General features: G+C 41.6%; 30 protein-coding genes. 11 read left to right on the top strand and 19 right to left on the bottom strand.

The window, feature by feature from the left end; translation table 11 throughout:
- Positions 1 to 27: 27 nt before the first annotated feature.
- From panC to sfsA, 7 genes are all read right to left on the bottom strand, one after another.
- Entirely contained in the window at positions 28 to 876 is an 849-nt protein-coding gene (panC, locus tag WDB87_RS06470) for a pantoate--beta-alanine ligase (protein ID WP_286245127.1), read from the bottom strand.
- Positions 876 to 1,670, bottom strand: coding sequence for a 3-methyl-2-oxobutanoate hydroxymethyltransferase (gene panB / locus WDB87_RS06475; protein ID WP_286245126.1), 795 nt, complete (start codon positions 1,668 to 1,670; stop codon positions 876 to 878). Before panB ends, panC begins: the two co-directional genes overlap by 1 nt.
- Positions 1,671 to 1,700: 30 nt before the next feature.
- Complete coding sequence (gene folK, locus WDB87_RS06480) at positions 1,701 to 2,186, bottom strand: 2-amino-4-hydroxy-6-hydroxymethyldihydropteridine diphosphokinase (protein WP_337849399.1); 486 nt, start codon at positions 2,184 to 2,186, stop codon at positions 1,701 to 1,703.
- A gap of 4 nt (positions 2,187 to 2,190) precedes the next feature.
- Positions 2,191 to 3,522 carry a polynucleotide adenylyltransferase PcnB gene (gene pcnB / locus WDB87_RS06485; protein WP_286245124.1) on the bottom strand — a complete coding sequence of 444 codons (1,332 nt, stop codon included), beginning with the start codon at positions 3,520 to 3,522 and terminating at the stop codon, positions 2,191 to 2,193.
- Positions 3,523 to 3,756: 234 nt separating this feature from the next.
- Positions 3,757 to 4,701, bottom strand: coding sequence for a tRNA glutamyl-Q(34) synthetase GluQRS (gluQRS, locus tag WDB87_RS06490; RefSeq protein ID WP_337849400.1), 945 nt, complete (start codon positions 4,699 to 4,701; stop codon positions 3,757 to 3,759).
- Positions 4,702 to 4,717: 16 nt separating this feature from the next.
- Positions 4,718 to 5,161 (bottom strand): RNA polymerase-binding protein DksA, encoded by a 444-nt coding sequence (gene dksA / locus WDB87_RS06495; protein WP_286245122.1) that lies wholly within the window; start codon positions 5,159 to 5,161, stop codon positions 4,718 to 4,720.
- A gap of 226 nt (positions 5,162 to 5,387) precedes the next feature.
- Positions 5,388 to 6,104, bottom strand: coding sequence for a DNA/RNA nuclease SfsA (gene sfsA / locus WDB87_RS06500; RefSeq protein ID WP_286245121.1), 717 nt, complete (start codon positions 6,102 to 6,104; stop codon positions 5,388 to 5,390).
- A 120-nt stretch (positions 6,105 to 6,224) separates the two neighbouring features.
- Here sfsA and pepB point away from each other — a divergent pair, with 120 nt between their 5' ends.
- Entirely contained in the window at positions 6,225 to 7,520 is a 1,296-nt protein-coding gene (gene pepB / locus WDB87_RS06505; RefSeq protein WP_286245120.1) for an aminopeptidase PepB, read from the top strand.
- A gap of 182 nt (positions 7,521 to 7,702) precedes the next feature.
- A complete protein-coding gene (locus WDB87_RS06510) occupies positions 7,703 to 8,269 on the top strand; it encodes a phosphoribosyltransferase (RefSeq protein WP_004586095.1) in 567 nt (188 codons plus the stop codon).
- Positions 8,270 to 8,419: 150 nt separating this feature from the next.
- Here WDB87_RS06510 and WDB87_RS06515 read toward each other — a convergent pair whose 3' ends face one another.
- Positions 8,420 to 9,076, bottom strand: coding sequence for a Crp/Fnr family transcriptional regulator (locus tag WDB87_RS06515; protein WP_004586096.1), 657 nt, complete (start codon positions 9,074 to 9,076; stop codon positions 8,420 to 8,422).
- 277 nt (positions 9,077 to 9,353) lie between these two features.
- Here WDB87_RS06515 and WDB87_RS06520 point away from each other — a divergent pair, with 277 nt between their 5' ends.
- On the top strand, positions 9,354 to 9,584 hold the full coding sequence (locus WDB87_RS06520; RefSeq protein WP_286245119.1) for a uroporphyrinogen decarboxylase: 231 nt from the start codon (positions 9,354 to 9,356) through the stop codon (positions 9,582 to 9,584).
- Between the two features lie 50 nt (positions 9,585 to 9,634).
- Here the strand turns inward: WDB87_RS06520 and WDB87_RS06525 are convergent, their stop codons facing one another.
- The 6 genes from WDB87_RS06525 to WDB87_RS06550 form a co-directional block, all read right to left on the bottom strand.
- Positions 9,635 to 10,312: a FlgO family outer membrane protein gene (locus tag WDB87_RS06525; protein ID WP_286245118.1), complete on the bottom strand. Its 678-nt coding sequence runs from the start codon at positions 10,310 to 10,312 to the stop codon at positions 9,635 to 9,637.
- 120 nt (positions 10,313 to 10,432) lie between these two features.
- Positions 10,433 to 12,088 carry an amidohydrolase gene (locus tag WDB87_RS06530; protein ID WP_337849401.1) on the bottom strand — a complete coding sequence of 552 codons (1,656 nt, stop codon included), beginning with the start codon at positions 12,086 to 12,088 and terminating at the stop codon, positions 10,433 to 10,435.
- A 132-nt stretch (positions 12,089 to 12,220) separates the two neighbouring features.
- Entirely contained in the window at positions 12,221 to 12,457 is a 237-nt protein-coding gene (locus WDB87_RS06535) for an EF-hand domain-containing protein (protein WP_337849402.1), read from the bottom strand.
- A gap of 8 nt (positions 12,458 to 12,465) precedes the next feature.
- Positions 12,466 to 12,702 carry an EF-hand domain-containing protein gene (locus tag WDB87_RS06540; protein WP_286245115.1) on the bottom strand — a complete coding sequence of 79 codons (237 nt, stop codon included), beginning with the start codon at positions 12,700 to 12,702 and terminating at the stop codon, positions 12,466 to 12,468.
- A 157-nt stretch (positions 12,703 to 12,859) separates the two neighbouring features.
- Positions 12,860 to 13,087 carry a hypothetical protein gene (locus tag WDB87_RS06545; protein ID WP_286245114.1) on the bottom strand — a complete coding sequence of 76 codons (228 nt, stop codon included), beginning with the start codon at positions 13,085 to 13,087 and terminating at the stop codon, positions 12,860 to 12,862.
- Positions 13,088 to 13,111: 24 nt separating this feature from the next.
- Positions 13,112 to 13,345, bottom strand: a complete 234-nt coding sequence (locus tag WDB87_RS06550; protein WP_004586103.1) for a calcium dependent protein — start codon at positions 13,343 to 13,345, stop codon at positions 13,112 to 13,114.
- A gap of 301 nt (positions 13,346 to 13,646) precedes the next feature.
- On the opposite strand from WDB87_RS06550, the gene WDB87_RS06555 reads away from it, so the two are divergent.
- Genes WDB87_RS06555 through WDB87_RS06570 form a run of 4 tightly spaced genes read left to right on the top strand, consistent with a single transcriptional unit; the run spans position 13,647 to position 17,497 of the window.
- Complete coding sequence (locus WDB87_RS06555; RefSeq protein WP_337849403.1) at positions 13,647 to 15,098, top strand: HAMP domain-containing sensor histidine kinase; 1,452 nt, start codon at positions 13,647 to 13,649, stop codon at positions 15,096 to 15,098.
- Positions 15,099 to 15,102: 4 nt separating this feature from the next.
- On the top strand, positions 15,103 to 15,624 hold the full coding sequence (locus tag WDB87_RS06560) for a hypothetical protein (RefSeq protein ID WP_337849404.1): 522 nt from the start codon (positions 15,103 to 15,105) through the stop codon (positions 15,622 to 15,624).
- 2 nt (positions 15,625 to 15,626) lie between these two features.
- The gene (locus WDB87_RS06565) at positions 15,627 to 16,976 is read left to right on the top strand and encodes a sigma 54-interacting transcriptional regulator (protein WP_337849405.1); all 1,350 of its coding nucleotides are present in this window, start codon (positions 15,627 to 15,629) and stop codon (positions 16,974 to 16,976) included.
- Positions 16,977 to 16,996: 20 nt separating this feature from the next.
- Positions 16,997 to 17,497, top strand: coding sequence for a DUF1543 domain-containing protein (locus WDB87_RS06570; RefSeq protein ID WP_337849406.1), 501 nt, complete (start codon positions 16,997 to 16,999; stop codon positions 17,495 to 17,497).
- On the opposite strand, the gene WDB87_RS06575 is transcribed toward WDB87_RS06570, so the two are convergent.
- Entirely contained in the window at positions 17,498 to 17,725 is a 228-nt protein-coding gene (locus WDB87_RS06575; protein WP_337849407.1) for a hypothetical protein, read from the bottom strand.
- Between the two features lie 124 nt (positions 17,726 to 17,849).
- On the opposite strand from WDB87_RS06575, the gene WDB87_RS06580 reads away from it, so the two are divergent.
- A complete protein-coding gene (locus WDB87_RS06580; protein ID WP_286245108.1) occupies positions 17,850 to 19,100 on the top strand; it encodes a multifunctional CCA addition/repair protein in 1,251 nt (416 codons plus the stop codon).
- 8 nt (positions 19,101 to 19,108) lie between these two features.
- Here the strand turns inward: WDB87_RS06580 and WDB87_RS06585 are convergent, their stop codons facing one another.
- The 3 genes from WDB87_RS06585 to pdsR all read right to left on the bottom strand — a co-directional run bounded on the left by WDB87_RS06585 (position 19,109) and on the right by pdsR (position 22,222).
- Entirely contained in the window at positions 19,109 to 19,273 is a 165-nt protein-coding gene (locus WDB87_RS06585; RefSeq protein WP_286245107.1) for a hypothetical protein, read from the bottom strand.
- A 124-nt stretch (positions 19,274 to 19,397) separates the two neighbouring features.
- Positions 19,398 to 21,533, bottom strand: a complete 2,136-nt coding sequence (gene pdsS / locus WDB87_RS06590; RefSeq protein ID WP_286245106.1) for a proteobacterial dedicated sortase system histidine kinase — start codon at positions 21,531 to 21,533, stop codon at positions 19,398 to 19,400.
- Entirely contained in the window at positions 21,533 to 22,222 is a 690-nt protein-coding gene (pdsR, locus tag WDB87_RS06595) for a proteobacterial dedicated sortase system response regulator (protein WP_286245105.1), read from the bottom strand. The genes pdsS and pdsR overlap by 1 nt, the downstream gene beginning before the upstream one ends.
- Before the next feature lie 200 nt (positions 22,223 to 22,422).
- Between pdsR and pdsO the strand changes: the two genes are divergently transcribed.
- From pdsO to WDB87_RS06610, 3 genes are read left to right on the top strand one after another with little or no spacing between them, the layout of a single operon-like run.
- The gene (pdsO, locus tag WDB87_RS06600) at positions 22,423 to 23,154 is read left to right on the top strand and encodes a sortase-associated OmpA-like protein PdsO (protein WP_286245104.1); all 732 of its coding nucleotides are present in this window, start codon (positions 22,423 to 22,425) and stop codon (positions 23,152 to 23,154) included.
- 46 nt (positions 23,155 to 23,200) lie between these two features.
- Positions 23,201 to 25,204, top strand: coding sequence for a marine proteobacterial sortase target protein (locus WDB87_RS06605; RefSeq protein ID WP_337849408.1), 2,004 nt, complete (start codon positions 23,201 to 23,203; stop codon positions 25,202 to 25,204).
- On the top strand, positions 25,201 to 25,800 hold the full coding sequence (locus tag WDB87_RS06610; protein WP_337849409.1) for a class GN sortase: 600 nt from the start codon (positions 25,201 to 25,203) through the stop codon (positions 25,798 to 25,800). The genes WDB87_RS06605 and WDB87_RS06610 overlap by 4 nt, the downstream gene beginning before the upstream one ends.
- Here the strand turns inward: WDB87_RS06610 and WDB87_RS06615 are convergent.
- Positions 25,689 to 26,654 (bottom strand): DMT family transporter, encoded by a 966-nt coding sequence (locus tag WDB87_RS06615; protein WP_337849410.1) that lies wholly within the window; start codon positions 26,652 to 26,654, stop codon positions 25,689 to 25,691. The two genes, WDB87_RS06610 and WDB87_RS06615, sit on opposite strands and share 112 nt — an antisense overlap.
- Positions 26,655 to 26,718 lie beyond the last annotated feature (64 nt).

A 26,718-nucleotide genomic window follows, 5' to 3' on the forward strand; every position in this document is an offset into this window, starting at 1 on the left:
TATCCTTAACGTTGAGCTGCGCTTTTGTTAAATCTCAACTTGTAAATTGTCGATTAATCTAACATTACCTAAAAAGGCGGCAGCTAAAATAACAAGTTGTGTATCATCAAGTGTAGCAGCTTTTAATGTATCTCGTTGAGCTATCTCAAAATAGTCAGGCTTTAAGCCGGCTTGTTCTAAACTACTTTTTGCTATTTGCTCAAGTGCTTTGTAATCGGTATTACCTGTTTTGAGCTGCTCAGCGCAACTGTTTAGGGTTTTAAATAATGCGGTCGCGGTGGCTTTTTGCTCTGCAGATAAATAGCCATTACGCGAGCTCATAGCAAGCCCTGATACTTCACGCATGGTCGGTACGCCGATAATTTCAACCGGAATTGATAAATCGCGTACCATGGTTTTTATCACTTGTAGTTGCTGAAAGTCTTTTTCGCCAAAGCATGCATAATCTGGCTGTACTAAATTAAATAACTTAGTTACTACCGTGGCAACGCCTCTAAAGTGCCCAGGGCGCGTGCCGCCGCAATACCCCATAGAAACACCCGGTACATCTACAAAGCTTTGCTCACCCAGCCCGTTTGGGTAAATAGTATCTACGCTTGGGGTAAATACAATATCGGTGTTTAAGTCGGCTAAGCCTTGTTTGTCTTCATTTAATGTACGTGGGTAGCTATCTAAATCTTCGTTGGCACCAAATTGCATTGGGTTGACAAAAATGCTCACAACCACTTTGTCTGCCATTGTTTTAGCCTTTTCGACTAACGAAAAATGGCCTTGGTGCAAGTTGCCCATGGTTGGCACTAAAGCCACGCTTAAGCCTGCTTGGCGCCACGCTTTAACTTGACTACGTAACGATTTAATTTCAGTAATTGACTGCATTATTTAAACTCATGTTCGGCGCTTGGAAATGCGCCACTTTTAACGTCTGTACAATATTTTTTAACTGCATCTGGCATGTTGCCAGTTTCTAGTAAAAAGTTTTTAGAAAATTTAGGAATATATCCTGCAGAAATACCCACTAAGTCGTGCATTACCAGTATTTGGCCATCTGTTACATTGCCTGCGCCAATACCTATAGTAGGAATAGTCACGGCATCGGTAATGCGTTTAGCAAGCGCACTTGGGATACACTCAAGCACTAATAATTGGGCGCCTGCATCTTCAAGTGCTTTTGCATCGTCAATCATTTTTTGCGCTTTGTCGTCTTCGCGTCCTTGAATTTTAAAGCCACCAAATACGTGTACCGATTGCGGCGTTAATCCTAAATGGCCACACACAGGAATACCTTGCTGCGTTAAGCTTTTAATGCTGTCGTAAAGCCATTCACCGCCTTCAAGTTTTACCATATTAGCGCCGGCACGCATTAATTCTGCTGCATTTTTACAGGTGTCGCTAACGTTTGAATAGCTCATAAAGGGCATATCGGCTATTACAAAAAGCTCACGGCTGCCACCACGTACACAGCGGGTATGATAGGCTATATCTTGGTTTGTAACTGCTAAGGTATCGTCGCCGCCTTGTAGCACCATGCCTAAAGAGTCGCCAACTAAAATAACATCCACGCCGTTATCATGAAATAACTTAGCAAAACTGGCATCATATGCGGTTAATGCGGTGATCTTGTTATTTTCTGCTTTCATTTTATTTAAAGTAGAAACGGTTATTTTAGACATAATATCCTCGCAGGCATAAGCCTTGGTTAATTACAGAGGTAATTGTTGTAAGTCGTTGAGCGGTAAGTCTTGCGCAATGGTTTTTAATGCAATGCCGCTTGGTAAAATCAGTTCTGGGGCAAGCTCAAGTAAAGGGTAAACTACAAACTCACGTTCGCACAGGCCATAATGTGGCACAGTTAAACGTTCGTTATTAATAACTTGCTGCCCAAACAGTAAGGTATCTATATCGAGGGTACGCGGCCCCCAGCGCTCGGCTTTTCTTACTCGCCCATGCTCAAGCTCTATGGCTTGCGTTAAATCAAGTAATTGCTCAGGTTCAAGCGCGGTGTTAATACACGCAACGGCATTGACGTAGTCGGGTTGATCTTGTGGCCCCATGGGCTTGCTTGCATAGTAATGCGATACACTTATAAATTCGCTATGCGGCAGCTTTTTAAGCGCATAAACTGCGTTATCAAGCTGCTCTTTGGGTGAGTTTAGGTTGGCACCTAAACCCAAATATACACACTGCATACAATTACTCAGTCGGCTTTTTAGTGGTGCGGCGGCGTGAGCGCTTACGTGGTTTAGGCCCACCTTGATGGCCTAGATTTTTTACCATGTCTTTTTGGCCGTTTATATCTTGGCTTAAGTACTGAGTCCACCACTGAGCAAGTTCACTATGTTGTTGCTCACCGGCATCAACGCGTAATAATAAAAAGTCGTAAGCGGCTTTAAAGCGTGGTTGCTGGGTAAGTCTGTAAGCACGTTGCCCGGCACGTTTATCTAAACGTTGCTGTATATGCCAAATATCGCGAGCGCCTAGGGTAAAGCGTTTTGGTACGGCTATATGCTGGGCGTTTTCACTTAATACTTTATTCATTGCTTGTGCAAATGCATCAAAGTAAGAGAGTTGTTCTTGTTGTTTAATTTTATCTGCACGTTCAAGCAGCGGGAACCAGAGTAAAGCGGCAAATATAAATGCAGGCGTGACTTTTTTATCAGCATTAATGCGTTTATCGGTGTTTTGAAACATTTGTTGAATAAACGCCGCTTCTAAGCCGTCAGGGTTTTTATCTAAAATTTTATCAAGCACCGGAAATAACGATTTAAATAAGCCGTATTGTCGTAGCATTAAATAGTTTGCTTCGGCTTTACCGTTTAAAAACAGCTTTAACACTTCTTCAAATAAACGCGCTGGCGGAATGTTATCGAGTAGGCTGGCAAGCGCAGTAATAGGCTTTTCGCTTTTAGGCGCAATGCTCATATCAAGCTTGGTTGCAAAGCGTACCGCACGCAGCATACGCACAGGGTCTTCACGGTAGCGCGTTTCTGGGTCGCCAATTAACTCAATTTGCTTTGCTTTTATAGCCGCTAAGCCATTGGCGTAATCGTATATACAAAAATCGTTAATCGAGTAGTACAGCGCATTGATAGAAAAGTCACGGCGCTCGGCATCTTCTTCAATGCTACCATACACGTTATCGCGCAGTAATTGCCCGTGTTCGCTTGATTGGCTAATTTGGTTTTTGTCTTCTTGCGCTTCATGGTGCCCGCGCATGGTGGCTACTTCTATGATTTCGCGACCAAAAACAATATGCGCTAAGCGAAAGCGGCGACCAATAAGGCGGCAATTTCTAAATAGTTTTTTAACTTGCTCTGGAGTGGCATTGGTCACTACGTCAAAGTCTTTTGGCTGTTGACCTAACAATATATCGCGAATACAACCACCTACTAGGTAAGCGTCGTAACCACCGTCTTTTAAACGGTAAAGTACTTTGATTGCATTTGGGCTAAATTGTTTACGTGAAATACCATGTTCGCCGCGTGTTACAACAACCGGTTCATCACTTGTTTGAGTGCTTTGCACATCGGCATTTGGGCCGATTATTTGCCTGCAAAATTGAAAAAGCTTGGAAATAATAATCTGTCTCCTACAGAAATGATGATTGGCTGGTCATCGCAATCAAAAAGCACCTAAATTAGGTATTATAGTGCGGTGCTTTGAATTTATTGTAAATAGCCTCTATTTAGGCGGCTATCATATACCAGCGCGGTATAAAAATTAAGTTGATGGACTGAAATTAAGCCGTTTTTAAGTTTTTTATTTGCTTAAATGCGTAAATTTAGTGCTGTTTGGATGCTGACCTTGCGAAATTTGAATTTCAGGTATGCTTGGCACCGCTGTTAAGCTAAATTCGTTAATGGCCCACGCAATTAATTGCTCTACAGATAAATCATTTAATTGACTATGTACAGGTAAGTTTAAAAATTCAAATGCATCAATAAGTGCAGGTTTTGGGTTATCTGTGCTAATAGCGGGCGCGTAATTTTGTTTAGAAAGTTTAAAGCCAGGCTCTGCAACCGCAAGGGGTAAATGTGCGTATTGGGGAATGGCCGCATTAAGTTGTTTAAATAAACTGATTTGCCGTGCTGTGGGCTCGATTAAATCGGCGCCGCGTACTACACGATTAATGCCTTGCTCAATGTCATCAATAACCACCACCAGCTGGTAGGCAAATAATCCGTCACTTCGCTTTATTATGTAATCTTCATGGGCTAATGCACTATTTACGGTAATGCTCCCTTGAATCAAATCGTTAAAATGGCAGGTTGGGTGCTGTTGGCTAAGACGAAGTGCACCTTGCTCTGTTGATAAGTTAAGCGCTTTGCAGTGGCCTTGGTAAATGCCACCCATGGCTTTTATTTGTTTGCGAGAGCAGCGACAACCATACACACAGTGTTGTTGGATCAGGGAGTTTGTTATTTCCTGATAAAGGGGTAGTCGCTGAGTTTGATAAACAACGGGTTCGTCCCAATAAAGGCCGTAGGCTTGTAAGGTATTTAGAATATCGGAGTCGGCATTTTTGACTACACGGGTGGTGTCAATATCTTCAATGCGCACTAACCATTTACCCTGATTTACTTTAGCATCAAGGTAGCTGCCCACAGCCGCCACAAGTGAGCCAAAATGAAGTGGCCCAGAAGGAGACGGTGCAAATCGACCGCGATAGTCACGCTTTGGCGTGGTAACGGCTGTAGGAGACATAGTTAACTAATTTTAATTAACCGCGCCCAGCTTGTTTTTCTTTAATTTCTGCAAGGGTTTTACAGTCTACGCATAAATCTGCTGTTGGACGCGCTTCTAAACGACGAATACCAATTTCGATTCCGCATGACTCACAAAAGCCAAAATCATCTTCTTTAATTAAATTGATTGTTTTTTCAATTTTTTTGATCAGTTTACGTTCGCGGTCACGAGTACGAAGTTCTAAAGAGAACTCTTCTTCTTGTGCAGCGCGGTCAACTGGATCAGGAAAGTTGGCAGCTTCGTCTTGCATATGCGATTTTGTGCGGTCAACTTCATTACGTAAGTCGTTACGCCACGCTTCTAAAATCGCTTTAAAATGAGCACGTTGTGCTTCATTCATATACTCTTCGCCCGGCTTTTCTTGGTATGGTTCTAAACCGGCTTGAGCCAATAAACCATGTCTTTGTTGGTCTGGCATAACTCTCTCCTAAATCCTTAATTTAATGCCTCAGCATTAGCCGGCGGTATAAATAGCAGAATCTTATACCCTAGGCAAATTTATTTTTTAATTAATCGAATTAGCTTCAACCAGTGTGTTGACTAAAAAGGCTCATATTTTAATTTTGATGCTTTATTAATCGTTATTTCGGTATTTAAACTTGCCTAGTTATATGGGCATAAAGTTTAAAAGCAAGTTAATTTTTTTATTTAAAGGCCACTTTTTCACTCAGTGTTACTTCGCTTGGCGAAATAGTTGCTTTGTAAGCGTATACCTCCACGCCTTTTTTAATCGCCTGGTTTAACAAATCGCTGTATTTTTTATCTATGTGGCTTGCTGCACTCACGGTATTAATACCTTGGTGTAAAACAGCGAACAGTAATACTGCGCGGTGGCCTTGTTCGATCATTTCTATTAATTCGCGAATGTGTTTTTGCCCCCGCACGGTTTGAGCATCAGGGAAGTAGCCTTGCCCACTTTGAGGTGCAGTTTCGCTTAACAAGGTGACTGACTTGACCTCTACATAGCAAGCGGGTTTGTTGTCACTGGTGAGTAAAAAATCGATACGGCTGTTTTCGCTGCCATATTTTACTTCACTTTGAAGTTGCTCATAGCCGTTAAGCTCTGTAATAAGCTGGTTGTTGATAGCCTCTTCGATTACTTTATTTGCCACGGCGGTATTTACACATATCAGCTGCGAGAGGCTGTTTTGGGTGAGCTCTAACGAATGAGGGTATTTTCGTTTACTGTTATCGCTTGTTGAATAAAATGCGCTAAACCCAGGCTCTGCGCAACCAGTCATTTTACCTGTGTTAGCACAGTGTGCGGTAAATTCAGTGCCATCGTTAAGTTGGAGGTCGGCTAAAAAGCGTTTATAGCGTTTTAATAATGTAGCGGGCTGTAAAGCTGGGGTGTATTTCATTTAAATTCCAATGCTAAACGCGGCTGATGCGTTGGTTTATGTTATTTATCTCAAGCTGTTGGGAACTTGTACTCACTATAGTAAACTCGGTGGCACATTTAAGTGTAAGGGTATTCTAACATGAGTGAAAAATTTGTTGTTCAACTAAGCGAGCAAGCAGCACCAAGCCATTGGGGCGAAAACGCGGCGTTGTCTTTTAACGAGCAAGGCGCCACGGTGCATTTATCTGAGCAAGAAACATTAAAAAATGTTCAAAAAGCGGCGCGAACAATTGCAAGCCAAGGTGTTAAACAGGTTGAGCTTGCGGGCGATACATGGTGCACAGAAAGCCAATGGGCTTTTTATCAAGGATTTGTAACACCTAAATCATTACATGGTGTTGAATTTGTTGATAACGCACAATCAGATCTAAACGAGCTTGCGCATTTAAAAGCCTCAGCTACGTGGGCACGAGAAATGGTAAACGGCACAGCCGATGACATTTACCCGGAGAGCCTTGCTGAAAAAGCGGCTGAATTTATTCAATCATTAGCGCCTGAACACGTGAGCTATCAAATTATTAAAGGCGATGCATTATTAGAGCAACAATGGATTGGCATTCATGCTGTGGGCCGTGGCTCTGAGCGCCCACCTGTTTTACTTGAGCTAGATTACAACCCAACAGGCGATGAAAATGCGCCGGTAAGTGCAGCACTTGTAGGTAAAGGTATTACGTTTGACTCAGGCGGTTACTCAATTAAATCTAGCGAAGGTATGCTAGGAATGAAGTGCGACATGGGTGGCGCGGCAACGGTAACAGCGGGTTTAGCATTGGCTATTAACCGCGGTATAGAAAAACGCATTAAGCTGTTTTTATGCTGTGCAGAGAACTTAATCTCGGGTCATGCCTATAAGTTAGGTGACATTTTAACGTACAAAAATGGTACTACGGTAGAGATTGTAAATACCGATGCTGAAGGGCGTTTAGTGCTTGCCGATGGCCTAATGGCTGCAGGTGAGACTGGCGCTCCACTTATTATTGATGCGGCAACACTTACCGGAGCTGCACTAGTGGCTGTTGGTCAAGAGTACAATGCCTTATTTGCCCTTGATAAAGAGTTGGTTCGTGAAGTAGAAGACTTTGCATCGCAAGAAATGGAAGCTGCATGGCCTCTGCCTCTTGAAAAATGGCACCAGCAAAACTGCCCATCACCATACGCTGACACTGCTAACAGCCGTGCTCAAAAAGGCGGTGGTTACGGCGGCGCTTCAAATGCGGCTGGCTTTTTATCTCGCTTTGTACCAAACGATGGTAAAGGTTGGGTACACATAGATTTAGCCGCAGCATTTAATATGGGCAGCACGAGCCAATGGGCTGCTGGTGCAACTACACAAGGTATGCGCACAGTGGCTCGTACATTGTTAGAAAAAGCTTAATAGTACGTAACTAAGCGTTTAATACATAAAATAGGCACCCATTGGTGCCTATTTTGCTATTTGCAGGCAAGCAATTTATTTTTATTTACGGTAAAATCCTTCGCCAATACCTGTTTGGGTGTTTAATTATTGGCTAAAGCGCCTACACTCAAATGTTATACTCACCACTGGGGTTCTAAACTATGTCAGATAAGTGCTACATCACAGCTCAACAGCTACTTGAAGATTCATTCCGCGTAGCGGCACAAGTTTATAAAGATGGCTTTCGTCCAGACTTTATAATTGGTATTTGGCGAGGTGGTGCACCTATTGGTATTGCTGTGCAAGAATACTACGATTACAAAGGCATTGAGACTGATCACATTGCGGTGCGTACGTCGTCTTATTACGGTATTGGCAAGCAATCTAAAGAAATAAAAGTACACGGCCTACACTACATTGTAGAAAACGCCAACGCGGGCGATTCACTACTTATTGTTGATGATGTGTTTGATTCTGGTCGCAGTATATTTGCACTAAAAGAAAAGCTTTCTGAGCTTATGCGTTTAAACTTACCACGCGATATTCGTGTGGCATGCCCATACTATAAGCCTAAAAACTCAAAAGTAGAGATGGTGCCAGATTACTTTATTCATGAGTCAGAAGAGTGGTTAGTGTTCCCGCATGAGTTATCGGGTTTAACGCCAGATGAAATTATTGAAGGTAAATCTGATTTAGTAAATATCCAAGATATTTTATTAGACAAGTAATTGCCAAAGCGTTAAGTAGGAGTTTATTTGTACGGGGGCTTGTTAGTCTGCTCGGTTTAAATACATTGCTGCTGTAGCGCAATGCAAATAAAGACCATAAAAACTAAAAAAGGCCATAACGGCCTTTTTTTGTGTGCGCTTTTAGCTTCTTTAAAGCTGTGCAAAGCTATCTACATAGTCACTTAAACTTTGCGTATCGACGGCTTTTAATCCGTGAGAGCTGCGCTGCACTAAGCCTTTTTCAACAAGCTCAGTTACCACACGACGATATGCTCGCTCAGTGGTTGCAAAGCGCTCAGCCTCGGCGTTAACCGTTGGATATGCACGCAGTAGCGTTGGGTTATTGTTCTCGGCCCTTAATAGGCAGTCTTTAGCAATGTTGTAGCTTAAAGGCAACAGTAACTTATCTAAATTAATTTTTTGGTTTTCTTGAAATTTAGCCGCAATGGTTTGTGCGGTGTATAAGCTCAGCTCTGGCTTTTCTAAAAGCAATGCTCGCCAGTGACGAAGCTCTATTAAGTTGTAGGTTACATCACTAAAACAAGTGACCGTATAAATACATGGGTTATTGTTAAGCGCTTCTATTTCACCAATTAGGGTGTTGTTGCAATCTAACTGGCCTAATAATAGGCGACGTCCGTTACCTACATCATAACTAAACGAAATAGTCCCGCTGCGCACCAGCACAAGTTTACTAAGTGGTTGATCTTGGTGGATCAGCACTTCTTTTTTTGATTGTTGATAACTACTTCCTGCAAAGGTGAGTAACTGTTCAACAAGATAACTAGAAAAATGGTATTGAAACATCAATATGCTCTTCGGACAATTGTCCTATTTATTACACCTTAATGACGATATTATTAAGGTTCTAAGAATTTATACTAACTTGCTACTGTAATTAGCCTTGCTAAGTACGCAATACCTTCATTTCCCGTGTAATGATTTAGGAAGTAATTGGCTACAACCAATATACTTTTTAAGGTTTTTTAAGCAAGTTAGTTTTTTTATTTTATACTTTGCAACACTGACAAGTGCCACAGCTTAGCATTAGCGTAATGCTAACCTAAAGGGTAGGAGAGAACAATTGAGTTGGGAATATTTAGGTTATATTGCATCAGCTTTATTGGTTGCATCGTTAACTATGACCGATGTTGTAAAACTGCGTTGGTATAATATGTTTGGCTGTATAGTATTTACTGTATATGGCGTGGCTATTGGCGCTGTGCCTGTTGCGTTTACTAATGGCTTGTTGGCGCTGGTAAATATGTACCATATTATAAAGCTATACCGACAGCCAAAAGTCAAAGAAGCGTGAAGCTAAAAATTCAAAAAAAGGGTTAACATTTAAGTTAACCCTTTTTTGTTTTAAAGCACCGCGTCTAAAACAATGCCATCAGTTCTGCGAGTTGGGTAAAGTGACTCAACAACAAAGCTTGGTATAAACCCTTTTGCAGATGAGACCACCACTTTAGATTTTGCACCAATAATTCGAGCGTTAACAATAACACCGCGATTTGTATAAGTTAGCGTGCCTGATAAAGTGTATTCGATATGCGGATAACCTTTAATTTCTTTACCATTACGACTAAACGAGAAGTCACCTAACGGGGTTACATGCACAGCACCTGTGTGCTTGTAATCAACGACCGATAAACCAAATTCCTGCATTTCAGTAATAAAGCTTTCAGCTAAGTGATTACCAAATATATTAGTGGTTTGTAAATTGTCATCTAAATTCACAAACGAAGTAATTGCCACAGGGGTTCCACTGTTGATGTAGTTCATATTTTCAATCAGCTTCATTGCTAATTGCTCTGTATAGTTACTTAACAACTTACTACTGTTAATAGGACGGTAGTTATTTTCAGGAAATTGCCAATTATTTACACGAGGTTGGTGAATGTCTGAGTAGCGGCTATGAGCGTTATGATGACCAATATTATTATGGGGAGCATGACCATTATAAACTGGGTGAGTAGAGCATGCAGAAAGCGATAAAGTAAAAAGAGTCGATAAAGTAAGAGATATTTTTTTAGATAACATGTTTTCTTCCTGAAACATAAGAGGTTTTTAAAATACCCCCACTTATCGACATACTTTTTAATTACTTTAATAAATATTCATAATAAATTCATTTATTTTTAAGTTTGTCTGTTTTGTAACCTATTCTTTTTCAAAGCGTAATTCTCCAGCAATCCAAGTCTGTAAAACCTGTGTTTTATAAATCTCATCCACAGGGACTTTAAAGTAGTCTTTGTCTATTAAAATAAAGTCTGCCCACTTTGAGTTTTCTAAGCTGCCGATTTTAAACTCTTGGTGCGCTGCATACGCGCCGCCCAGTGTAAATGCTCTGAGGGCTTGTTCGCGGCTTAGTACTTCGCTTGCGCGCCAACCGTTTTCAGGCAACTTATTATGATCCATACGGGTAATGGCTGAATACAAGCCATCAAATGGATTTGCCAGCTCTACCGGGTAGTCAGAGCCTGCAGCAATCACAGAGCCTTGCTGTAAAAATGTTTGCCATGCATATGCACCTTGTAATTGGTTATCACTTAAGCGCTGCTCAGCCATATGCATATCGGAGGTGGCATGCACTGGCTGCATAGACGGAATGATTTTAAGTGCTTTAAAACGTGGAATGTCATCAGGGGTAACAATTTGTGCGTGTTCTATGCGGTTACGCAGTAACATACCGCCTGTTTGCTTAAACACGTTTTGATACGCATCAAGTACCACTTTATTTGCCTTATCGCCAATTGCATGGGTGTTGGCGCTAAAGCCATTTTTGAAGCTTAAAGTAAATAACTCTTCAAGCTTAGCTTGAGTTTCTAGCATTAGGCCATGGTGGTTTTTTCTATCTGCGTAGTCATCAATTAGTGCAGCCCCGCGCGAGCCTAATGCACCATCAGCGTACACTTTTACACTGCGGATAGACATAAACGATGCTGCATCTTGGTAGCGCCCAGCTTTAAGCATGTACTCTAAATCGGGGCTAGCGGCACTTAGCATGGCGACTATTCTTAGCGGCAAATCACCTTGCTCGCTGCGCGCTTTATAAACTTCCCAAGTGGTTTTATCAATACCAGCATCGTGAGTTGAGGTGATCCCTAAGCTTAATAAATGCGCGCCTGCGGCATCTAATGAGTCGCTTATAGCTTGTTTTGAAGGGGCGCTCATATGCTGGGTAATTAACGACTCGGCCTTATCAACAAAAATACCGGTTGGATTACCAAATTCATCTTTTATTATTTCGCCGCCCTCAGGGGCTTGAGTGGCCGCGGTAATGCCGGCCAGCTCTAATGCTTTGCTGTTAACCCAAATTGCATGACTATCAACGCGCGAAAGTACCACTGGGCGGTCATTGACTACGTTGTCTAAGTCTTTGGCGGTTGGAAAGCGTGTATTGCTCCAAAGCTCTTGGTTCCAGCCTCGGCCTAAAATCCAGCCTTGTTTATTTTCAGCAAAGCTTTTTAATTTTGTGGTTATTTCGTCAACCGACTTGGCACCGCGTACATCAAGTTGCGATAAGTTATCGCCAAGGCCAATCACATGCCCGTGAGCGTCAATTAACCCTGGCAGTAACGTATTACCTTTGGCATCAATGAGTTTAGCATCAGGGAAAGTGCTTTTAAGCGTATCGTCTCCAGTTTTTACAACTTTACCGTTTTTAATCACTAAAGTAGAAAACGTTTGTATACCGCCTTGGTATAAGGGGGTGTAACCATTAGCGTTATAAATGACCTGCGTTTGCGCAATCACAGTACTGCTTACAAATAAGCCGGCAAGCAGTAGTGGGTTAAATAGTTTTTTGAGTTGCATAAGTTGGTTATTTTTTATTGTTAGTAAAATAACCCTAGCAAACTCACTTTTAGAATACCAATATGTTGAGGTAGATAGCTTAAAAGCGTAAGGGCTGTTAAAAATTTAGCACTTACGCTTATAAAAAAAGAGTTACTTACTGGCGTATATGCCATATTCCGAAAGGGTAAGTCTACCGTCTTTATCTTTATCATAACTTGAAAAGCGTGACCAAAGGGCGGGGTCAATAGCGGTTTCTGAACGGGTTAAAAAACCATCGTGGTTACGGTCAAACTTTTCAAATTTATCGGCAATTTCTGTACTTTGGGCAAGGGTTGCATCGCTAAAAAGGCCCAGCGCAATAAGCGCTAAATAGCTTACAGTCTTCATACTTATACTCAGTAAAGGTTATTGGTTAAATAGTCTTTAAATTCAAGAAGCGAGATTTGTTTGTCTTGGTTTTTATCCCAGCGAGTAAAGGTGCTGAGTAGCTGAGGTTGTGGCTCTAGTTCGTCTTCTGTTAAGAAGCCGTTTTTATTGGCATCAAGGTGATCAAAACGTTGTTTAACATCTAACGCAACAGCATTAAAGCTGATCATGGTAATAGCGATAACACTAAAAAAAACACACTTCATGGTTTTCCTTCCAACATACAGTGTTTGTAGATTAATAAAAAAAGCACTTGCCATAATTTAACTTCCCAACATTAAATCCGTTTACACATTCCCTCAGGGATTATGGCAAATGCTTTTGATACCTAGCTTACTAGGTAAAAGCTTAAGTAAAACTTAATTAAGGTTTAAAGTTTTGAAACTCTTCTTTTGAGATTTCTTTATCTTCGTTTTCATCTAAATCGGCAAATTGTCTCATGACTTCTTTGTCTTGCTTTGCTTCTGCAAGCGACACAGCGCCATCCATATCTTTGTCTAAATGAGCAAAGCGAATGTTGACAGAAGAGGCTAAAGCCGTGGCGCTAATTGCTAAAAACATTAATGCAAATGCTGCGATAAGTTGTTTCATAATTATGTTCCTTATTAAATGAATTTACTGAATAAACTTTTTGAATTCACTTAGCGATAACTGACCATCTTGGTTAGTGTCTATTTGTGAAAAGTTTTCGTGTAACACGGCATCTTCACCCGCTTCTGATTCGCTAAGTGTGCCATTACTGTCTTTATCTAGCTCATTAAATGTAGCTTGAACGTCCATAGCTATTGCATCTGTGCCCATAAACCCAAAAGCCAGCATGGGTAAAATTACTAAAAAGCGGTTGTTCATTTAATTTCCTTATTGATTAAAGTTGCACTCACTATTACAAAAATAGTGCCAATATATATAATTAATTAAAATCAATGACTTACGTGTATTGTTTGGCGCTAATCGGAAATATTTACTTATATATGTGTTAATTTTGCAACAGGCAGTACGCAGTATTAATACTTAGCATAGTTATCAATAACTTAGCGTGTTGCTAAATAGCAACAAGTGGATATGTTGGGTTAAATATAGAAGTTGATTCAGCGAGAGTATAAGGTAAGTAACTAAAATAGAGCGCTTAAAACAATAAAAGGAAATGATAATGCCTGTAACGCTTGCTAACAAGTATCGTGCAATGCTTAATTGGCGGCCTAACTTAATAGGTCAGTTTATAATAAGTATGCTGCTGTCGTTACTGCCGCTTAGTTTAGTGGTTATTGTTTTTTTAAATGCATTAAATAAGCAGCTCGCTGTTACTCAGCTTATTGTCAGTAATAATTACCAAGTTACTAAGTCGTTTAACTTTTTAAAGCAAGAGCTTAATAGTCTTGAGCGGGCAACGCGTCAAAACTGGGTTTTAAAAAGCGAGTCGCTCGACACGTTAATAAACGAAAAATGGCAATCCTCATTACAAACAATCGACACTCTTAGCCAAGCCAGTGCCTCACAGCAATACACTATGCAGTGGCGTCGCTTAGCAACAACATTACGTAGCACTCATCAAGCTTTGATTGAAAATAACCAACAAGATGCAGCATTGTTTGTGCCTATTAGCGATTTAGTGGCTGAGCTTACGGTGTGGTTGCGCGATACAAATGCAGCGCAAATTCAAAACAACCAAAATGAGTTAAGTACTTTGCAAAGCTCGTTTATTAACTGGTTAGTGGCGCTTATACCGCTTACTTTACTTGTTGGTGGAGGGTTTTTATGGCGCATAAGTAAACGTTTAAAAGGGCTTACGTCGGTAATAGATAAACTAGGGCAAGGGCACTGGCAGCAAAAAATAGCAGTGCAAGGTTCAAGTGAGCTGGTGGAATTGGGCGAAAAACTACAATGGGTGCAAGAGCAGCTACATATGCTCGAGCAACAAAAAGATACCTTTTTACGCCATGTAACCCATGAGCTTAAAACGCCGTTGGCTTCAATGGTTGAGGGCACCGACTTACTTAGCGATGAAATCGTCGGGCCTATTACAAAAGAGCAGCAAGCTGTGCTTGAGCTTATTAGCCAATCTATGGTGCGTTTGCGCACTATGATTGACAGCCTGCTTAGTTATAACGCTATCAGAACCAGTAAAGACAGCGTTAGCGAAGTCGAATTTGATAATTTAATAAATAAAATAAACAGCCACTTTGAGCACCGTTTAACGGCTAAGCAGCAAAGTTTAAATTGGCATAACAGCACAACAAAACAGCCACTTGCATTACCCGCAGAGCTGATAGAAATGACCCTTATTCAGCTCATTTCTAATGCGTTAAAGTTTTCAAATACAGGGCAAAGCGTAGATGTAACCTTAGCGCTTGAGCAAAAGCGACTAACAATTCAAGTGCGCGATGAAGGCTGTGGCATTAAAGAGCAAGAAAAAAACCAGATATTCAGCGCATTTTACCAAGGTAAGCATAATAAAGATGTTACGCTGCAAGGCAGTGGCCTAGGTTTAACCATAGTAAAAGAGTCGGTTGAGCAGTTACAAGGTCAGCTCAGTGTTGAGCATAACCAGCCTCAAGGCTGCTTATTTACAATAAAAATACCTTTAATTAATCAAGGAGTTTAATAGCATGCGTACGCGTTTAATAGCTATTTTATGTGTGCTCAGTAGTGCGGTTATTTTAGCTGGCTGTGAAATAAATAACACACAAACAGCAGCTGTGTCACAGGAGGCTGCACCTGCAAAAAATGCGGTGCCAAATCCTAAAAAGCGTCCTAAAAGTGATCCCGTTTATCCCAGCGCAGCACGTGTTGTTGCATGGCATGCTAATCAATGTGGTGGTTTTAAAGTAAAACCAAGCCTACACACTTATCTAGGTGAAAAAGAGCTAAAACGCTTTTTTAAATACATGTGTATTAATACTTCAAGCGCACCCGAAGAGGTAATGGCGCGCTTGCAAAAACTCGATTTAGCCTACTTTTGGCCAGACCCTATTAAACAATATTTATGGCTTCAAAAGCAGCATGTTACTCGGCAAATCAATGCGCTAAAAGAGCAGCAGGCGTTAAATGACAAAATGCAGCAAACGTTATCGTCTTTAGCCACAATAGAGCAACAGTTATTACTACGCGAAGACACTAAGGAGCAGTAATCATGGCAACACACACAGCACAAGGTGCAAAAGTATTACTTGTTGATGATGATGCAAGTTTACTTAAATTACTCGCGCTAAGAATCGAGTCTAAAGGGTACGAAGTAACTACCTGTGAAAGCGGCATACTTGCATTGCAAGTTCTTAAAAGCCACGTGTTTGATGCAGTTATAACAGACCTGCGTATGGACGAAATGGACGGCATGGCCTTACATCGCCAATTACAAAGCCGCTACCCAGCATTGCCGGTAATAATGATGACAGCGCATGGCTCTATTCCCGATGCGGTTGAGGCGACAAAACAAGGTATTTTTGCGTTTATAACAAAACCGGTAGATAAAGATGAGCTATTTGACAGCCTAGCCAAAGCCATTGAAATACATGGCGTTAACGCAGAAGAATCGCCTCAAAAAAGTAATATAGTCACGCGCAGTGGCGCTATGTTACACCTACTTGAACAAGTAAAATTATTAGGGCCAACCCAAGTAAATGTGCTTATTTCAGGCGCCAGTGGTACAGGTAAAGAGTTATTGGCGCAAGCGATTCATCAACACAGCCATGTAAGTGAAGGGCCTTTTGTGGCCATTAACTGTGGCGCAGTGCCAGGGGAGCTTTTAGAGTCAGAATTATTTGGCCATAAAAAGGGGGCATTTACTGGGGCTGTAAAAGATCACCAAGGTTTGTTTCAGCAAGCGCAGGGCGGCACCTTATTTTTAGATGAAATTGGCGATATGCCGCTTAATTTACAAGTTAAGTTGCTGCGTGTACTACAAGAAAAAACCATACGCCCGGTGGGCTTTCAAGAAGAAATTCCTATTGATGTGCGCATTGTATCGGCCACGCATAAAAATTTACCCGATGCGATTAGCAATCAACAATTTAGGGAAGATTTATACTACCGCCTAAACGTTGTTAATTTAAAATTACCGCCGCTGTGTGAGCGCCGAGAAGATATAAGTCTGCTTGCTCAGCACTTTAGCGCCAGTATTGCAAAGCGAATGAACCAAAAAGAAAAACGTTTTGCAAACGATGCCATGCATGCACTGGTACGTTACGACTGGCCAGGGAATATTCGCCAGTTACAAAATGTTGTAGAGCAAGTGGTTGCATTAAGTGCCAGTGAGGTTATTTCTGCGCATTTAGTGCTAAATGCACTTAACTCAAACCAAGCCAGTGCCGAGCCGCTTTCTTTAAATGATGCCAAAAAAGAGTTTGAGCGCGATTATGTAATAAATACCCTCAAAATGGCAGGCGGTAATGTAGCCGAAGGCGCAAAGCTTGCTAAACGAAACCGTTCAGACTTTTATAAGCTAATAAAAAAACACAATATTGATGTCGATAAATTAGTGTAATTTACGATCAAGGTAATTAAATGCAGTTATTTATGGTGTATCTAGGTGGGCGGATTCAAGGCTGCCACATAGAAATGCACGATATTCGCTTTGTAGTAGGGCAAAGTATTGAGCAAACTTATTCAAAGCTAAAAAGCCAATGGGTAGGCGATAAAAACAATGTGCATATGGATAGCTACATGGCAATTAACCATATCGACGGTTATAAAGTAGAGGTCGTTGATAGTTATGTTGAGCAAAATAAGCAGCTGTACTTTGTTAATTTAGGCGCTTACAGGAATGACTCTATGGCAGAGCAACACGACTTTGCCTTATATGTTGCCAGTAGCGCAACAGAGGCCAAGCAGCGCGCTAAAAACGACTTACTTGCAGGCCTTAGCCATATTCATAAAGATGATTTACATGATGTAGATGACTGCTTTGCAATAGATTTACTCGACAGCCAACTAAATATTAAGCTTACGCCTAGTGGGCACACTCAGCCAATTAAGCCCGATTGGTTTGGATATTATATTCTTTGATTAAGAGTCTTGCTCGTTTTGCTCATTGGCTTCGCTTTTAGCCGCCATTTTAAATGCCAAAATAACTAGGCCAAACATTGCAAAGGGCAGCGCTGCCAACATGTATTCAACCATGTTGCTATCTTGAAAGTTTGCCTGTAGTAAAAAGTGTCCCGCCACGCACATTACAATAACCACAAGTAATATAGGCAGTAGCATAAGTTCTTTTTTTGATGAATGATTTTTCATTGAGAGTGAGGCTGCGGCTAAAATAAAGCGCTATTGTAATGAGCTTACTTAAGCTTGGCAAACAATGGCTATTTTAATGGTATGATCTATATCAAATAACCACCCAGTGTGATTAGGATAAACAGTGAAACACAACCTTAAGCAAGTTTACCTTGTTGGTGGCGCGGTACGCGACCAGCTTCTTAATATAGCATCAAAAGATAACGATTATGTTGTTATAGGCGAAACACCCAAAACGATGGAATCGCTTGGTTTTGTGCCTATAGGAAGTGATTTTCCGGTTTATTTACACCCAAAAACAAAAGAAGAATACGCCTTGGGACGCACTGAGCGAAAAAGCGGTAAAGGCTATACCGGCTTTGTGGTAGACGCCAGTCCTAATGTCACACTCGAAGAAGACCTTGCAAGGCGCGATTTAACTATAAACTCAATGGCACTTGATGAAAACGGCACCGTTATTGACCCTTTTGATGGCCAAAGTGATTTACACAATAAAATATTGCGCCACACCACAGAGGCCTTTGTAGAAGACCCTGTAAGGGTATTACGCATAGCGCGTTTTTTGGCACGCTACGGAAGTGAGTGGCGTATTCACCCAAGTACGTATGCATTAATGCGTGAGCTTAAAAATAAAGGTGAGCTTGATCATTTAGTGCCTGAACGCGTATGGCTTGAAACCGAAAAAGCACTGGGTGAAAAACACCCTGAACTTTATTTTAAAGCACTCCATGGTTTAGGTATTTTCCCTGAAATAGAGCAAATGGACGGTGTGCCGCAACCTGCCAATCACCACCCCGAAGGCGATGTGTTGGTTCATACTATGTTGGTACTTAGGCGCGCCGCCGATTTAAACTTTAATTTAGAAACACGGTTTGCGGCATTAACTCATGATTTTGGTAAGGCACTGAGCTTTAAAAAACGCGGTAATTTACGCGGTCATGAGCGCGAAGGGGTAGCCGTAGTAGAAAAGTTTTGTGAGCGCTTAAAAGTGCCTAATCGCTTTCGTGATATTGGCGTACTCACCAGCGATAATCACACCTTATGCCATACGCTGGAGCAATTAAGACCACAAACGATTCATAAATTAATTGTCAATAATTTAAATGCTTTAGTGCACCCAGAGCGATTTATTGCTTTTACCCAAGCATGCCAATGTGATGCGCAAGGGCGAGGAGACACGCTCGTAGATAAGCCCTATCCGCAAGGAGCTAAGCTGCGTGCAATTTTTTATGAATTACAAAAATTAGATAAAAAGCAGGTAGTGCAAGCTGCACTTAAAAATGGCAAAAAAGGCCCAGAAATAGGCGAAGAGGTTAAGCTGGCAGAAATAAACTGTATTAAAGCGTTCTTACAAAATGAGCAGGCAACGCAATAGGTAATACCCTAGCTGAGGTATTCAGACACGCCTTCGTTTTTAACTTGCTCTGGCTGTCGTAAGTTTTTATATGTAGAGTTGGCAGGCTCTGAAGGTAAGCTAGGCGCTTGCTCTTGGGGCCTGTATAGATCAAAAATAAATTCGATCTCTTCACGCTCAAGTGGACTGTTCATGATCTATTCTCCTTAATTAGCGTTCAGGGTATGGCCGTTCGACTGAATTAAAAGTGAATAGTTACATTTTAAGTTGTAGTAAATTGTAATCACTGTGCAAAAAAAGTATCACTTGTAGCACAGCCTAGCTTTGCAAAGGCAGGGTTACTTTAAACACCACGCCATTACCGCGCTCGTTGTTTTGCGCAGTGACACTGCCTTTATGGTAATCACATACTAGCCTTACAATATAAAGCCCTAACCCTAAGTGCGGTTGTTGCTGCATTTGCTGGCTACGCACCGACACCATAGAATCAAAAATATGCTCAGTTAGCCCTTCAGGCAGGGCGGGGCCAGTATTACTCACTGTTAATATTGCTTTATTTTCGCTCTGCTTAAGACCTACATTAATAGCCGTATTTGCTTCACTAAATTCCAGCGCATTATTAATAAGTTTATCAAGTAGCTGAGCTATAAATTCGGGGGCTCCTTGCATAGGTAAAGGGTTTTGGCATACATCAAGCTCAAATAACTGTTCAGGGTAAGTAAGCTGGTAGCCTTGCATGCAGCCATTAATAACCTTTTGTAAGTCAAACGGCTCGCTCTCGTTGCTTTGAATACTTTGTTCAAGGCGTGTGGCCTCGCTCATGGTGGTAATTATTTTACCTAAACGTTCAACCCCTTCACTGGCGCGCTCTAAGTATTTTTGGCTTAGCTCGTTTTGTGGCAGGCTTTGTAAGTTTTCAAGTGATGAGCGCACCACAGCCACCGGCGTGCGCAGTTCGTGCGATAACCGCGATGACATATTTTCTAAATAGTTAGTGTATCCACCCAATCGGCCAACAATATTAGCAAAGCTTCGTGAAAGGTCGCCAATTTCATCGTTTGAGTCGCTGTAATTAATACTGCCAGTAATGCGCCCTTGGGCATCAATGGCTTGCTCTGCGGTGTCGCGTAATCGCCTAATACGGCTCGAAATACGCGAAGCAAAAAAGAACAACGTAACGGTACCAATTAGCATCACCGCTAAAATAACGTTAAAGAGCTTTTCGAGCGATTTATTACGCAGTGTGCGTACACCATTAGTGGTTTCCTCGGCGATGACTGCGCCAATGACTTTGTCGTCAATCCAAATAGGATAAGCCGCCGATAAAATAACGGCTTTACTATCGGGGGTTAACCGCCAAGACGACGCTGGTTGCCCTTTGAGTGCTTTAGCTAAATGCGCACCTTGCATTGAGGCAACATCGTGTAGGGTATCTAAAAATTCGTTTTCGGGGCGAGTTAAAATTTTATAATAAAGCGGGTGCAAATATGTTTGTTCAAAGCGCTGCCAGGCATTTTTAGGCGGCTGGTTTTTAAGCCCGTCGGCCCATACGCCATCGGCATTTTGAATTGTGCCCGACTGTGCTAATACGCGATGATGGTTATCAACCACCCAAATACGGCTACCGCTGTGGCCCATACCTTTTAAAATTCGGTTAATTTCGGGTGAGGGCACCAATACAGAGCCTAAATCGCTTGGGTTATTTAAGTTAGAGGTTGCCATTATTTTAGAATCAAGCGGTGCTTTTGTTGTGTCTATATCGACCACGGCAAAGCCAAGCTTGTTACCCAGCATATTTATAGGAAAGCGCAGCTCTGCGTTATATCCCGTTTCAGTGCGTATAAAAAAGCCCTGAATTTTTGTAAACGGAATTTTGGTATTCGCATCAAACGCATTAACCCAGCCGTCTTGGCGCGGTGCAATAATGTATGTATTAAAATCGCCGTTTGGGCTTTTAATACCAATTTTTAAATAATCGTTATTTGTAATACTTAAACTATTTTTAGCGCGATAAATAAGATGATCGTCGGTGACTTTAAACACGGCATATAAATAGTTATCAAATTTGCCCACCATATGATCAAACGATAAATCGTCACTTTTATGCTCTGGGTCTGTTTTTTGTAAATAACGTTTATCGTAATGCCAAAAAAGTGGTTGATAGCTTTGCCAGTCGCTCAGCTTACCATCAAGTTGAATAGGGTTTTTTAGATTATAGGCATATAAATCACGCCCTTTTACAACTTGGTCTAAAAAGTTGGTTTGCTCATCAAAAAGTGCGGGGCGCTCGTGCAAAGCAGTGGCAAGTGCGCGAGTAGTGCCTACGAGGGTTTTTTCTTGGCCTTGGCGTAAAAACTTTTCCATTTCCCATACGTACTCGTAACCAAGCCACGGCAGTAAAAACAAAAAGCACGACAGAAGTATAAATTTACTGCGCAGGCCAAATCGTAACATTAGCGTTGTTCCCACCTGTAGCCCATACCGTACACGGTATCTATGCAGTCAAAGTTGTTATCAAGAGCAATAAACTTTTTACGAATGCGTTTTACATGCGAGGTGATCGTGCTGTCGTCTACGTAAATTTTTGCATCGCTCATTAAATCGTTACGGCTTTTTACATGGCCTGGGCGCTGCGAAAGTGAATGCAACATCCAAAATTCGGTCACAGTTAAATCAACTAATTGTTGCTGCCAAAATACCTGCATGCGCTGGGTGTCGAGCTTAAGCGAGCCACGTGTAATTAATGCATTGGCATCGGCGGGTTGCTCAAGTGCTTCCATGCGTCTAAATAGTGCGCCTATTCTGGCAGCCAAATGGGCTAAGCTAATATCTTTTGTTAGGTAGTCATCGGCGCCCATACGCAGGCCACATACTGTATCTATTTCGCTATCGCGTGCAGTTAAAAAAATAATTGGCAGTGTTTTAGAAAGCGTACGCAAAGTTTGGCAAAGTAAAAAACCGCCGTCTATTTCATGGCCTAAACCAATATCCACAATGGCTAAATCGGGTAGGGCGTCTTTAAATGCAATCTCTGCGCTTGGGCGATCTGCAAAGCCACTTACTTGATAACCTTGAGCGCTAAGCATTTCAATATAGTTTTCGCGGATGGCGGCTTCATCTTCAATGATGGCTATTTTTTTCATTTTACACACCCTTATTTATTTTAAAACGCACTATATCGAAGTTTTTCAGTTATGTACGCTTAAAAAGGCAATTGCCATTTTTTTGCCACAATTGCTCAGCACTTTGCCATTTTTGTTCCCCTTTGTTGCCACTTGTAGCTGTTTTAATACAACCATCAAAACAAAACATCGCAAATTAAAACAAGTTTAAGGATTACATCATGAAGAAGACATTAATCGCATTAACGCTAGTAGCCAGTGTGTGTACACCTGCATTTGCAGCAGCAACCAATACCCCTTCTAAAGAAGCACATAAAGAAACTGCGATTGGTTTAGGTACAGGCGCCATTATTGGTGGTGTAGTTGGCGGGCCGATTGGGGCATTTATTGGCGCATTTGCTGGGGGCTTAATTGGTGATTCAAAAGTAGCCGATGACAAAATTGCTCAGCAGCAGAGGGCAATAACAGTGATGCAGCAAAAAACCAGTGACTACATGCACGTGCTTAACCATAACAATAGGCTAGAGCAGCAGTTAGAGGTACTTGCTAATCAAAATGAGCAGCTAACACAATCGCAAATAAATAGCTTACTTGCCATGACTGTGCAATTTAAAACAGGCTCTAGTGCTATTGCCCCGCACTTTGCTACGCAGTTAGACCAGCTTGTGGTGCTGTTAAAAAATCAGCCGCAACTAGCATTAGATTTAAGTGGCTTTGCCGATCAGCGCGGTGATGAGCAAGCGAATCTTTTACTGTCTAAAAAACGTGTAAACGCAGTGCAAAGTTACTTAATAAAGCACGGTATTAGCCATACACGTTTAAGTGCGCACGCATTTGGCGAGCAGCAAACATTGGCGCGCAGCAATACAGTTGAAGATAACTTTTTTGATCGACGCGTAACACTTACGACCCGCTCAATAAACCTGGTAAATGGCCAGACGGCAAGTAACTAAAGCCACTCTTATTTGAGTAAAGTTAAGCGTTCGATGGAGTGATTTTATGTTGAGTAACCCAACCAAAATGCTTACTAAAGTAAGCATTTTTATTTTTTTAGTGGCTGTGCTTCTGGTTAGTTTTAATAGCCATGCACAGTCGCCCAAGCTTGAACTTTTTGACAGCAGTGGCGCCTCTGTAGCACCGGCTATTATATTAAAAAGTGATGCTAATATGACCCTGACCGGCCTGATAAACCATGTAGTCGTTAAGCAAACTTATCAAAATGATAACCCGTTTGCGGTTAATGCGCGCTACGTTTTTCCGCTGCCTGATGAAAGCGCCGTGCACGCGATGACAATGCGTATAGGTGAGCGAGTCATTAAAGGCCAAATTGATAAAAAAGTAGAGGCCGAAAAAAAATACCAAGCAGCTAAAAAAGCAGGCAAACAAGCAGCACTCGTACGCCAGCAACGAGCGAATATGTTTATTACAAATGTAGCTAATATTGGTCCAGGTGAGCAGGTAGTTATAGAGCTTGAGTATCAAGAAATAATTGATTATAGCAGTGGTACATTTGCGATTCGTTTTCCGACAACTATTACGCCACGTTATCACGCAATTAGCGGTGAAGTTGAGTTTAATGAGCAAAACCAAGCTCCCGTGAAAACCGCACCAAGCGGCTGGTTAAGCCCTGTTTACAGTATACAAAGCGCGGCGTATAACGATGACGACGCACCTAGTAGTAAATTTAGTTTAAATATAGATATAGACGTTGGTTTAGAGCTGGTGGATATAAACTCTAAATTTCATAACGTAGATATTCATAACCCTGCATTTGGCCAATACACCGTTGCATTAAACGAGCAAAATGCCATAAACCGCGACTTTGTTCTTGAGTTTAAACCGCTGCAAAAAGAAAGCGCTCAGGCGGCATTTTTTACCCAGCAGTTTGACAATGGCGACCGATACGGACTTGCTATGCTAATGCCGCCAGGAGATCATTTTACACAAACGCAGCGCCTTCCTCGTGAAATGGTGTTTGTTGTAGATACCTCAGGCTCTATGCACGGACAATCAATGGAGCAAGCAAAAAAGGCCTTGTTTTATGCGCTGTCTTTACTCGATAGCGACGACAGCTTTAACATTATTGGTTTTGATAACGTGGTTACCCCCATGAGCGATAGTCCTCTTATTGCTAGCGACTTTAACTTACGCCGCGCTGAGCGCTTTATTTACAGCCTAGAGGCCGATGGCGGCACAGAAATACAAGGTGCGCTTGATGCCGTCCTTGATGGCAGCCGTTTTGAGGGCTTTGTACGCCAAGTTGTATTTTTAACGGATGGCAGTGTTAGTAACGAAAATGCCTTATTTAAAAATATTCAGCGTAAATTGTGCGATAGCCGTTTATTTACTGTAGGCATTGGCAGTGCACCTAATAGCTTTTTTATGCGCAGAGCTGCAGATATAGGTAAAGGTTCGTTTACGTTTATTGGTAGCACACACGAGGTGCAACCTAAAATGCAGCAGTTATTTGATAAGCTTGCGCATCCTGCGATCACTAATTTAACGCTAAGTGATGAAAGCACTAACCGCTTAGACTTTTGGCCATCACCCTTGCCCGATTTATATTTTGGCGAGCCAATAATGGTGGCTATAAAATTAAATGATACGAATCAAATTACGCTTAGTGGACAAACCGCTCAAGGCCCTTTAAATATAAAACTAAGCGCACAAAATAGCGCAAACGCAAAAGGGATTGATAAGCTGTGGGCGCGCCAAAAAATTAAATCGTTGCTTTTGTATAATGACCGTCAGTCAGTTAAAAATGAGGTGCAGGAGCTAGCGCTTACACATCAACTACTGAGCCCATTTACTGCTTTTATAGCTATTGAACACGCGCTAGTTAAAGAGCCTGCAGAGCAAACTGCACTAGCTAAAAACGCAGCTCCACAAGGGCTGGCTATGCGCTTACCGCAAACCGATGGGCAAAGTAGGTTGCATATATTGCTTGGATGCATGTTATTAGCTGGGTTTGCCGCTATAAAATATACTCGAGCGTTTAAATGAAAAAGTGGCTAAGTGCGGGCTTATTAATCATCGGCCTTGGGCTATTTGGCCACGGCATATACATGCAAGCAAAGGCATGGTTAGCGCAAATATTGATAGCGCAGGCCTGGCAAGAGGCATTAGTTAAGCCAAACGCTCACGTTAAACCATGGTTTTACGCCGATACCTATGTGACAGCACAGCTTAGCTGGCCTAAGCATAATAAAATGCTTAGCGTTTTAGCGGGGGCAAGTGGTCGTAATTTAGCATTTGCACCAAGCCACTTTTTACCAGGGGCAGAGCTGGGTGATAAACATGGCGGTGCGTTAATAGCGGGTCATAACGACACCCACTTTGCATTTTTACAACACACTAAAGTGGGTGAAACGTTTACGCTGCAGCTGCAAAGTGGCGTAATACAGTATTATAAAGTGAAGAGGATTGAGGTTATTCATCAATCCCAACAGGCGTTTTTACAAACGCCAGGGCTTTATTTATTAACCTGTTACCCTTTTGACTCGTTAGCATCGGGTACTGATTTAAGATGGCTTGTATCGGCTGAGCTGATGGACTCATCGCCAGCTTCATTAAGCGGTATATCTACCACCAGTTCTTGATGTCGTTGGCTTATCATCACCCCTGCAAAAACAACAAATATACTCACCCATTGCCAAAAATCGAGCACTTCACCCAAAATAATGGCTGATAAAATAAGCGTAAAAATAGGTATTAAATTTGAATACGCTGCGGCCGTTAACACCGATACCTTGCCAATTGCATAGTTATACATGCCATAGCCACCGAGAGTGACACACGAGCCTAAATATAAAATGCTCATAAGGGCGGTTAGGTCATGTTGATTTTCGCTTGGTAAGTCGATAAAAAATAAAAAAGGTGCAAAAAACAAACTACCGCTTACGCCTTGCAAAGCAATTAAAGTAAGTGGGGAGTAGCGGTTAGCTAAGTGCTTAATGCTAATGGTGTAAAACGCCGCGCATACCATCGCCATAAGTTCTAAAAAGTTACCTAATAATGGATTAGGGGCCTGATCGGTATTTGGTGAAAGCAAAGTAAGCAAAATACTGCCGCCAATACACAAAGTAAATCCAATCACAATGGCTTTACTTATGTACTCTTTAAGCATAAAAAACGCCATCAATGCCACGATAATAGGCAAGCACGAAACAATAACACCCGCCTGAGAAGCCGAGGTGTATTCCATCGCGTGGCCTTCAAACAAGAAGTACAAGCAAGGCTCAGCGAGCGACATGCCTAATAAGTACTTCCAATCGCCTTTTAAATACTCAAATCGAATAACATAACGCCATAAACACAGCGATAAAACTAAGGTGGTTAGCATGCGTAAAAATATTACTAATGCAGGGTCGTAAACGGCAATTGCATACTTAAGCGCAATAAAGGAGCTACCCCATAAAAAGGTGGCAATAATTAGGCATAAACTGGCTGGCATAAATGAAATTTTATCAAATTAAATTAACGCCGATCCTAGCATGAATAATTTTAACTTGTTCAAA

The sequence above is a fragment of the Pseudoalteromonas sp. C12FD-1 genome (genome assembly GCF_037414265.1).
In the GTDB taxonomy this organism is placed as follows: Bacteria; Pseudomonadota; Gammaproteobacteria; order Enterobacterales; family Alteromonadaceae; genus Pseudoalteromonas.

Coding starts and splice junctions, on each gene's coding strand:
- panC (WP_286245127.1), bottom strand. CDS start 876: ATGCAGTCAATTACTGAAATTAAATCGTTACGTAGTCAAGTTAAAGCG.
- panB (WP_286245126.1), bottom strand. CDS start 1,670: ATGTCTAAAATAACCGTTTCTACTTTAAATAAAATGAAAGCAGAAAAT.
- folK (WP_337849399.1), bottom strand. CDS start 2,186: ATGCAGTGTGTATATTTGGGTTTAGGTGCCAACCTAAACTCACCCAAA.
- gluQRS (WP_337849400.1), bottom strand. CDS start 4,701: ATGTCTCCTACAGCCGTTACCACGCCAAAGCGTGACTATCGCGGTCGA.
- dksA (WP_286245122.1), bottom strand. CDS start 5,161: ATGCCAGACCAACAAAGACATGGTTTATTGGCTCAAGCCGGTTTAGAA.
- sfsA (WP_286245121.1), bottom strand. CDS start 6,104: ATGAAATACACCCCAGCTTTACAGCCCGCTACATTATTAAAACGCTAT.
- pepB (WP_286245120.1), top strand. CDS start 6,225: ATGAGTGAAAAATTTGTTGTTCAACTAAGCGAGCAAGCAGCACCAAGC.
- WDB87_RS06510 (WP_004586095.1), top strand. CDS start 7,703: ATGTCAGATAAGTGCTACATCACAGCTCAACAGCTACTTGAAGATTCA.
- WDB87_RS06515 (WP_004586096.1), bottom strand. CDS start 9,076: ATGTTTCAATACCATTTTTCTAGTTATCTTGTTGAACAGTTACTCACC.
- WDB87_RS06525 (WP_286245118.1), bottom strand. CDS start 10,312: ATGTTATCTAAAAAAATATCTCTTACTTTATCGACTCTTTTTACTTTA.
- WDB87_RS06530 (WP_337849401.1), bottom strand. CDS start 12,088: ATGCAACTCAAAAAACTATTTAACCCACTACTGCTTGCCGGCTTATTT.
- WDB87_RS06535 (WP_337849402.1), bottom strand. CDS start 12,457: ATGAAGACTGTAAGCTATTTAGCGCTTATTGCGCTGGGCCTTTTTAGC.
- WDB87_RS06540 (WP_286245115.1), bottom strand. CDS start 12,702: ATGAAGTGTGTTTTTTTTAGTGTTATCGCTATTACCATGATCAGCTTT.
- WDB87_RS06545 (WP_286245114.1), bottom strand. CDS start 13,087: ATGAAACAACTTATCGCAGCATTTGCATTAATGTTTTTAGCAATTAGC.
- WDB87_RS06550 (WP_004586103.1), bottom strand. CDS start 13,345: ATGAACAACCGCTTTTTAGTAATTTTACCCATGCTGGCTTTTGGGTTT.
- WDB87_RS06555 (WP_337849403.1), top strand. CDS start 13,647: ATGCCTGTAACGCTTGCTAACAAGTATCGTGCAATGCTTAATTGGCGG.
- WDB87_RS06560 (WP_337849404.1), top strand. CDS start 15,103: ATGCGTACGCGTTTAATAGCTATTTTATGTGTGCTCAGTAGTGCGGTT.
- WDB87_RS06565 (WP_337849405.1), top strand. CDS start 15,627: ATGGCAACACACACAGCACAAGGTGCAAAAGTATTACTTGTTGATGAT.
- WDB87_RS06570 (WP_337849406.1), top strand. CDS start 16,997: ATGCAGTTATTTATGGTGTATCTAGGTGGGCGGATTCAAGGCTGCCAC.
- WDB87_RS06575 (WP_337849407.1), bottom strand. CDS start 17,725: ATGAAAAATCATTCATCAAAAAAAGAACTTATGCTACTGCCTATATTA.
- WDB87_RS06585 (WP_286245107.1), bottom strand. CDS start 19,273: ATGAACAGTCCACTTGAGCGTGAAGAGATCGAATTTATTTTTGATCTA.
- pdsS (WP_286245106.1), bottom strand. CDS start 21,533: ATGTTACGATTTGGCCTGCGCAGTAAATTTATACTTCTGTCGTGCTTT.
- pdsR (WP_286245105.1), bottom strand. CDS start 22,222: ATGAAAAAAATAGCCATCATTGAAGATGAAGCCGCCATCCGCGAAAAC.
- pdsO (WP_286245104.1), top strand. CDS start 22,423: ATGAAGAAGACATTAATCGCATTAACGCTAGTAGCCAGTGTGTGTACA.
- WDB87_RS06605 (WP_337849408.1), top strand. CDS start 23,201: ATGTTGAGTAACCCAACCAAAATGCTTACTAAAGTAAGCATTTTTATT.
- WDB87_RS06610 (WP_337849409.1), top strand. CDS start 25,201: ATGAAAAAGTGGCTAAGTGCGGGCTTATTAATCATCGGCCTTGGGCTA.
- WDB87_RS06615 (WP_337849410.1), bottom strand. CDS start 26,654: ATGCCAGCCAGTTTATGCCTAATTATTGCCACCTTTTTATGGGGTAGC.